The following is a 7,646-nucleotide window of genomic DNA, read 5'->3' as shown; positions in this document are numbered from 1 at the left end:
TGAGCCGCCCTAGCACCAAGGCCACCGCCAATGCCGAACAGAGGATCGAGACGACCAGTACGGTCAAGTACATCTCGCCGCTGATTGCGTGCACACCCGCGAGCAGGAACAGCCACAGCGGATGCGTATAGGCCTGCACCCGCTCGACCGGATTCCAGGTCAGCCCATAGCCATGGGTGAAGTTCCAGACGGTGCGCAGGCTGATGTAGGCGTCGTCGGACATCCAAGCAAAGCGGATGACCACTAGCAGAAACAACAGCCATAGGCCCAGTTTGAAACGCCAGGCATCCAGCTTCGGCAGGTCAGCTGCGAACACGGGCACCACCGGGGGTTTCGAAGAACCTCAGAAGCAGTGCTCGGGCGCCGGATAGGCGCCGCTCTTGACCGCCTGCACGTAAGCGCGGATCGCTGTTTCGATATCCGCCCCGCCCTGCATGAAGTTCTGCACGAAGCGCGGCGTGCGGCCTAGGGTGACCATCGGCGAGATGTTCAGGATGTCGTGCAGCACCAGGATCTGGCCCGATACGTCAGGCCCGGCGCCGATGCCGATCACCGGCACGTGAGAAGCGTCGGTGATCTGCTTGCCGAGCTTGGACGGCACACACTCGAGCAGCAGCATGTCGGCACCCGCCTCTTCGAGAATGCGCGCGTCGTGGAGCATGGCCTCGGCGGCAGCGTTATCCCGACCCTGCACCTTGAAGGCACCCATCTTGTGGATCAGCTGCGGCTGCAGGCCGAGATGGGCGCAGACCGGCACACCGCGCACCGACAGATACTCGACGATGTCGGCCTGCTCGCGGCCGCCTTCGAGCTTGACCATCTTCGCCCCGCCCTCCTGCATCAACCGCTGCGATGCGTCGAGCGCCCGCTCACGGTTGGCGAAGCTCAGGAACGGCAGATCAGCGACCAGGAACGCTCGCTTCAGATGCGGCGCAACGGTGCGCGAGTGATAGGCGATGTCGGCAACGGTCACCGCCGTCGTCGAGTTCCGGCCGTGAATGACCATCCCCAGCGAATCGCCGATCAGGATCACATCGACCCCGGCACGATCCTCTATCAGCGCGAAGCTGGCGTCGTAGCAGGTCAGACAGGCAATCCGTTCGCCGGCGTCGCGCATGCGGCGCAACTCGGAGATGTGGACTTGCGCGCTGGGTGCGGCGGGTTTGGCGGTCATTGCGAGCGGGCTTCCAGCGATCGGTGCGGCGGCGAAGCGGCGAAATATATCACGCGATTTTTCGACGGCTTTCGTAGATTGCGGCGATGCAATAGACGCTGCGAACAGCACCGGAAAGCAGCCGCCAAGCCCAGCCAAACAGTCAGCTCCAGGGCCGCAGCCCTGCGCGGCCAATCTCAGTAGCAAGTTCGGAGACTATCCCGAGGCCGGGAATATCCAGCGTCGGCGCGAAATCGGCGAGCGGCACCAGCACCCAGTTGCGTTCCTGCAAATGCGGATGCGGCAAGCGCAAGCGCGGTGTCGACAGGCTCAGGCCTTCGATGTGCAGCAGGTCGATATCGAGCAGGCGTGCTGCCCAGCGGATGCCGTCACGAATACGGCCGGCATCGACTTCGATCGCCTGCACGGCGTCGAGCAGCGCCAGTGGTTCGAGCGTGGTGTCGATCAGGCAGGCGGCATTGCAGTAGTCGGGCTGACCCGCCGGCCCGACCGGATCGCTGCGATACAGCGGCGAGCGCGCAACGAGCGTCGTATCCGGCAACACCGCGATCAGCGCCAACGCCCGCTCGACCTGCGCGGCCGGCATGCCGAGATTGGCGCCGAGGCCGAGATAGACACGCATCGGCTACGTCGCCTGCAGCCTAGCCCTTGCGACGATTACGACCACCGCGGCGGCGACGCTTCTTTGCGGCGCCCTCGCCGGCTGGTTCGCCAGCGGCGTCGGCTTCGATGCCGTCATCGGAACCATCGCCGTCGATCGGCGCCGGCAAGGTCACGCCGATCTGCGCCTTAGTCCACCAATCGGCCAGCGCTGCACAACCAGGCTCACCGGCCTGGGCACGCAGCAACAGGAAATCGTAGGCAGCGCGGAAGCGCGGATGGGTCAGCAGACGCTTGGCGCGGCCCGGGCGCAGATCTTCGAAGCGCGGCTGCACCGCCCAGATTTCGCGCATCGGCAGCGAGAAACGCTTCGGAATCGCGATGCGATGCTGTTGCTTGGCCAGCACTTCGTCAGCCGCCTGGGTCTGCGCAGTTTGCGGGTCATGCCCGCGCTCGACTTCGAGCTCATAAGTGCGGTCCGCGTACTGAGGCCACAGCAGTGCGGCGTACAGGAAGGCCGGCGTCACCGGCATATCGCGCTTGATGCGGTCGGCGGTGTTGGCCAGCGCGATGCGCAGCAGTTCCAGATCACGCTTGGCGGCGCTGATCGCCCGCTCGGTGCCAGGAAACAATTCAGCGAACAGGCCGTGCTTGCGCAGACCGTCGAAGTTCGCGAGCGCGTCCTTGTTCAGGAACAGCTTGAGGATTTCGTCGAACAGACGGGCTGGCGGAATCTCGCGCAGCAGCGACGCCAGACGATTGAGCGGCTCGGCCGATTCGGGATCGATACCGAAGCCCAGCTTGTTGGCGATGCGCACCGCGCGAAGCATGCGCACCGGATCTTCGCGATAACGCAGCTCGGGATCGCCGATCAGGCGCAGGCGCCGGGCGTTGAGATCTTCGATACCGCCGCAGAAATCGACGATCGAGAAATCGCGGATGTCGTAGTACAGCGCATTGACGGTGAAATCGCGCCGAAACGCGTCTTCCTCCAGCGTGCCGTAGACGTTGTCGGACAGGATGCGGCCGGTCTCGTCACGCTCGTGGCTATCGGTGATCGGTCCCCGGAAGGTCGTCACTTCAAGGATTTCTTCGCCGGCACGAACGTGGGCGATCATGAAGCGGCGGCCGATCAGCCGACAACTGCGGAATACCCGCTTGATCTGGTCCGGGTGCGCGCTGGTCGCGATATCGAAGTCTTTCGGCTCGATGCCCGCCAGCAGGTCGCGAACGCCACCGCCGACCATATAGGCCTCGTAGCCGGCGTCCTTCAAGCCGTAGAGCACCTTGAGGGCGCCTTGGGAAATATTGGCGCGCGAAATCGGATGCTGCTCGCGCGGGGTACGGTTCGGCTCGGTGATGGCTGATCTCTAGCTTGTTCGAATGGCCCTGGCTCTGCGTCTCTTCGACCTTGGAAATCACGGGCGGGGACGGGCGGGTGCGCGAAGTTTACGCGAGGACGCGGCAAGCCCGCATATCTGCTGACTTTCGGATGATCATGACGGCGTTGAACGCGAGGCTGGCTGTATCGCGGCACTACCCCTATAATCCGCCCGCGCTGACCACGCTCCTATCGTCTAGAGGCCTAGGACGGAGCCCTCTCACGGCTTTAACCCCGGTTCGAATCCGGGTAGGAGCGCCACCGTTCTTCGGAACGGGTCGCCATCAACGAACGCCGCTGATGCGGCGTTTTTTGTGCCCGTTCGCTATCTCGCTCGTGTTATATACCGCTTGTTCAATTCGTTCTTCGGCGAATTTGAACCACAAGAACGACGAGATTGACTGCGACAGGAGAACGGCACCGATGACCGATGTGCACACGGAATGGCCCGCGGCCGTTCGCGAAGCGCCGCATCACCGCAGCTGGCCGCTGATCGGCTCCAGCCTCGCCTACATCAGCGACGCGCACCGCTTCCTGCGCCGCCTGTACGACCGCCACGGCGAGGTCGTGAAGATCGATGCCTTCGGCACCCAGATCCATTTCTTGTTCGGGCCGGACGCCAACCAGTTCGTGCTTCAGAACCGCGGCAACCTGTTCGAGAACGCACGCTGGTCCTACTTCATCGGGCCGTTCTTCAACCGCGGGTTGATGCTGCTGGACTTCGATGAACACCGCCTGCACCGGCGGATCATGAACGCGGCGTTTTCCCACGACGCCCTGCTCGGCTATTTCGATCGCATGCAGATGTCGATCGACACCGAACTTGCAGGCTGGGAAGCCGGGCCTTGCCTACTGTTCAAACGCCTGAAGTCGATGACCCTGAACATCGGCAGCGAAGTGTTCGTCGGCCAGAAGCCGGGCGACGACGCCGATGCCCTCAACGACGCCTTCCTCGACACCGTGCAGGCGGCGACCGGCCTGATCCGCGCGCCCTTGCCCGCTACCCGCTGGCGCGCAGGACTTCAGGGCCGGAAGCTGCTCGAAAAGCATTTCGCGAGCGCTGTACCAGCGAAGCGCGCCAATCAGGGGCCGGACTTGTTTTCGCGGCTGTGCGAAGCGCGCACCGAGGACGGCGAGCTGTTCTCCGACGCCGACATCGTCAATCACATGATCTTCGTGCTGATGGCCGCGCACGACACCTCGACGATCACGCTCTCGAACCTGATCTACCAGCTCGCCAGACAACCCGCCTGGCAGGAGCGCCTGCGCGACGAATGCCGGGCGATCGGCCCCGGCCAGTTGAGCTTTGCCGATCTCGACCGCTTCGAGGACACCGGCCTGGCGATCAAGGAAACCCTGCGCATTGCCGCGCCGGTGCCGATCCTGCCGCGCGGCGTCACCGAGGAATGCGTGTTCAAGGGCGTGCGGCTGCCGAAAGGCGCGATGGTTTCGGTCACGCCGTGGATGACCCACCACATGCCGGAATGGTGGAGCGAGCCGCAGCGCTTCGACCCGGAACGCTTCAGCGCCGCGCGTGCCGAAGACAAGCGTCATCCCTTCCTCTGGACGCCCTTCGGCGGCGGCGCGCACAAGTGCATCGGCCTGCACTTCGGAATGATGGAAGTGAAGGCCATCCTCCATCAGTTGCTGCTGCGCTTCCGCTTCACCGTGCCTGACGGCTACGTGATGGCGCAGGACTTCACCAGCCTGCCGATTCCGAAAGATCGTCTGCCGATCTCGCTTGAACGATTAAACTAGCGACCCTTTTGCACTGGTGCCCCGTCGACCGTCATGGCCAAGTTCCTCACCGAGTCCGTCACTCACGTCCATCACTGGAACGAAAGCCTGTTCAGCTTCCGCACCACGAGAACCTCGGGGCTGCGCTTCGAGAACGGCCATTTCGTGATGATCGGCCTGGTCGTCGACGGCAAGCCGCTGATGCGCGCCTATTCGATCGCCAGCGCCAACTATCAGGAGCACCTGGAGTTCTTCTCGATCAAGGTTGAAGAAGGCCCGCTGACTTCGCGGCTGCAGCATCTGAAGGTTGGCGATCCGATTCTGGTTAGCGACAAGCCGGTCGGCACCTTGACCATCCACGACCTGAAGCCGGGCAAGAATCTGTACCTGTTCGGCACCGGCACCGGCCTGGCACCGTTCATGAGCATCATCCGCGACCCGGCCACCTACGAGAACTTCGACAAGGTGGTGCTGATCCATGGCGTGCGCCTGGTCAGCGAACTGGCCTATCAGGACTACCTGACCAAGGACCTGCCGAACGACGAGTTCATCGGCGAACTGGTGCGCGACAAGCTCATCTACTACCCGACCGTGACCCGCGAGCCGTACAAGAACCGTGGCCGCCTGACCGATCTGATCTAGAGCGGCAAGCTGTTCGAAGACATTGGCCTGCCGCCGCTGAACCCGGAAACCGATCGCGGCATGATCTGCGGCAGCCCGTCGATGCTCGCCGACACCCGGGCAATGCTCGACAAGCGCGGCTTCGTCGTCTCACCCGGCATCGGCCAACCGGGCGACTACGTGTTCGAGCGCGCTTTCGTCGAGAAGTAGGCGAAATCTTCGTTACGCTCAGCGCAGCGAAGGGAGCACGCCGATCGAAGTCATGAACGCCTCATCATCGAGCTTTTCCTGATCGGCCGCGCCGGTCGGAAGACTGTGTCGGCCACCGGGCACGTTGTGGAACTCGCAGCGAATTCCCCAAGCCACCAGCTGATTGCAGGCCTCAATGGCATCGGACTGAGGCACCTGCTCATCGGCATCGCCGTGCGTCATGATCACGGGCGGGGTTCTGGCTTCAAGATGGCGTGCCGGCGAGATCTGGTTCGAGACTGGGAAGAAATAGTCGGTCTTCGATGAGGCGTAGGTTCCATCTCCGTTTCCAACGTCAATGGCCCCGCTGCGGATCGACATTGCCGCCACCGGAAACAGTGGGGAACTGGATGGATCGGTCGTCGCCGGCGGGCTTGGCAGACCCGCAAAGAGAGCACTGCCACCCGCCGACGATCCGCCGGCAACGACGACGCGCAATGGATCGACACCTAGTGTCGAGGCATTTTCCATGATCCATCGGACGATGGCCCGGTTATCGTCCGCCACGGTCTTCGGCGAGGTGCCGAAACGTTCGTTGACCCGGTAATCCGGAGCGAAGCCCACATAGCCGGAGCGCTTGGCCCAGTACTTTGCTGCGCTGACCGCCCCGCCTGCGTCGCCGTGGTTGTAGCCGCCGCCAAAGAACTGCACGCGAGCGGCCCGGCGATCCTGCGCCTTCCAGCCCTTCGGATACGCCACGAATACACGCAGCGGGACCGGAGACAGGTTCCGGTAGATGAAGGCGGTGGTGCCATCGTAGGCACTGGCGGTCGACGGTACCGGATCCTTGCAAGTAGTAACCGAAAGCGTCGCGGACTTCGAACCCAGGCTCAGCATCACCGTTGACGCCGTCTCATATGCCGAAGACGCCTTCATCTGAACGGTGATCGTATCGCCGTTGGCGGCCATGCCATCCGTTGATTGATAACGCCCGCCGTTGATGCTGTAAAAGCCACCGGAGACCTTCACCACAACGGGTTTAGCGGCATTGCCGACGATCACCGGCACAGTCGTGACCACGCTCGCCGGCGGGACTGCACCACCGGCATACAGGTTCGCATTGACCAAGGTGAATGCACTCGGTTTGCTAGGCGTCTTCGCGGTAACTTTCCAAGTGGCCCGGCGCGATCCGAGAAATCCGCTGCCGATCGTCAGCGTCGCCGACTTGGCCTGACCGGAGGTCGTGGGCGCAAACAATTTCATCGTCACCACGTCGCCCGCCTTCACGAAGGCGTCCTGCGAAGAGTAAGCGCCGCCATTGATACTGAACGGTGCCCCGCTGACCGAGATCGGAGTCGGCACATTGACGTTCTCAACCAGCACCGGAGAACTGACGACTTCGGTTCCTGGCAGTACGGTGACCGGATAGAAGGCAAACGGCTCGGATACATCATCGGACGGCGCATTGGTCTGTACCTGGAAGCTGGCGCTCACGCCACCAATCGTGACCGAGCCGCTGCGCAGATCGTTGCGCATCGGGCCCGCGATCACATAGAGAGAGACTTTGTCACCAGGGAACACAACGCCAGGTAGAGAGGAGTACGGGCCTTCATTGATGCGAAAGCGCGTGCCCTCCGCACTGCTGATAGTCGTCGGTCCGGAGAGTCCGCGGATCTCGATCGGCTTGCTGATCTGAGCCAAGGCAGGCAGACCAGAGACAGGCCCTGAGAAGCGAAACAGGTCCGGGGCGGTATCAGCACTACTGTTCACCACCGCAAAGGGCGCGCTGATAGCGCCTACCGTCAGGCTTGCAGAAGCGAAACCCGTGGGCTGGCTGACAGCGACCACTGACAATCTGATCGAATCACCGTTGATTACTTGTCCTGGTGACGACGTCCACTCCCCACCATTGATGCTGTAGCGCCCGTTGACAATCGAAACAGG

The 7,646-nt window shown here is 62.9% G+C and carries 5 protein-coding genes, 1 tRNA gene and 2 pseudogenes; 3 read left to right on the top strand and 5 right to left on the bottom strand.

What is annotated here, in order from left to right; all coding sequences use genetic code 11:
* The 4 genes and pseudogenes from QZY06_RS13555 to pcnB form a co-directional block, all read right to left on the bottom strand.
* Nucleotides 1-316 (bottom strand): annotated as a pseudogene (locus tag QZY06_RS13555) (hypothetical protein); the annotation flags it as partial.
* 27 nt (nt 317-343) lie between these two features.
* Nucleotides 344-1,174, bottom strand: coding sequence for a 3-methyl-2-oxobutanoate hydroxymethyltransferase (gene panB, locus QZY06_RS13550; protein WP_295685339.1), 831 nt, complete (start codon nt 1,172-1,174; stop codon nt 344-346).
* Nucleotides 1,175-1,316: 142 nt separating this feature from the next.
* The gene (gene folK, locus QZY06_RS13545; protein ID WP_295685336.1) at nt 1,317-1,796 is read right to left on the bottom strand and encodes a 2-amino-4-hydroxy-6-hydroxymethyldihydropteridine diphosphokinase; all 480 of its coding nucleotides are present in this window, start codon (nt 1,794-1,796) and stop codon (nt 1,317-1,319) included.
* A 19-nt stretch (nt 1,797-1,815) separates the two neighbouring features.
* A complete protein-coding gene (gene pcnB / locus QZY06_RS13540) occupies nt 1,816-3,135 on the bottom strand; it encodes a polynucleotide adenylyltransferase PcnB (protein ID WP_295685343.1) in 1,320 nt (439 codons plus the stop codon).
* Between the two features lie 205 nt (nt 3,136-3,340).
* On the opposite strand from pcnB, the gene QZY06_RS13535 reads away from it, so the two are divergent.
* The 3 genes and pseudogenes from QZY06_RS13535 to QZY06_RS13525 all read left to right on the top strand — a co-directional run bounded on the left by QZY06_RS13535 (nt 3,341) and on the right by QZY06_RS13525 (nt 5,723).
* A tRNA-Glu gene (locus QZY06_RS13535) sits at nt 3,341-3,416 on the top strand.
* Between the two features lie 162 nt (nt 3,417-3,578).
* Nucleotides 3,579-4,913, top strand: coding sequence for a cytochrome P450 (locus QZY06_RS13530; RefSeq protein ID WP_295685333.1), 1,335 nt, complete (start codon nt 3,579-3,581; stop codon nt 4,911-4,913).
* A 33-nt stretch (nt 4,914-4,946) separates the two neighbouring features.
* Nucleotides 4,947-5,723, top strand: a pseudogene (locus QZY06_RS13525) (ferredoxin--NADP reductase).
* A gap of 18 nt (nt 5,724-5,741) precedes the next feature.
* On the opposite strand, the gene QZY06_RS13515 reads toward QZY06_RS13525, so the two are convergent.
* Nucleotides 5,742-7,646, bottom strand: a 1,905-nt coding sequence (locus QZY06_RS13515; RefSeq protein ID WP_295685327.1) for an alpha/beta hydrolase, incomplete at its 5' end; no start/stop codon positions are given.

The sequence above is a fragment of the uncultured Nevskia sp. genome, from assembly GCF_903885465.1.
Classification (GTDB): Bacteria; Pseudomonadota; Gammaproteobacteria; order Nevskiales; family Nevskiaceae; genus Nevskia.
This window is presented reverse-complemented; position numbering and strand designations above follow the sequence as displayed.

What these genes read in the sequence shown, in the direction of transcription:
- panB (WP_295685339.1), bottom strand. Translation starts at nt 1,174, where the DNA reads ATGACCGCCAAACCCGCCGCACCCAGCGCGCAAGTCCACATCTCCGAG.
- folK (WP_295685336.1), bottom strand. Translation starts at nt 1,796, where the DNA reads ATGCGTGTCTATCTCGGCCTCGGCGCCAATCTCGGCATGCCGGCCGCG.
- QZY06_RS13530 (WP_295685333.1), top strand. Translation starts at nt 3,579, where the DNA reads ATGACCGATGTGCACACGGAATGGCCCGCGGCCGTTCGCGAAGCGCCG.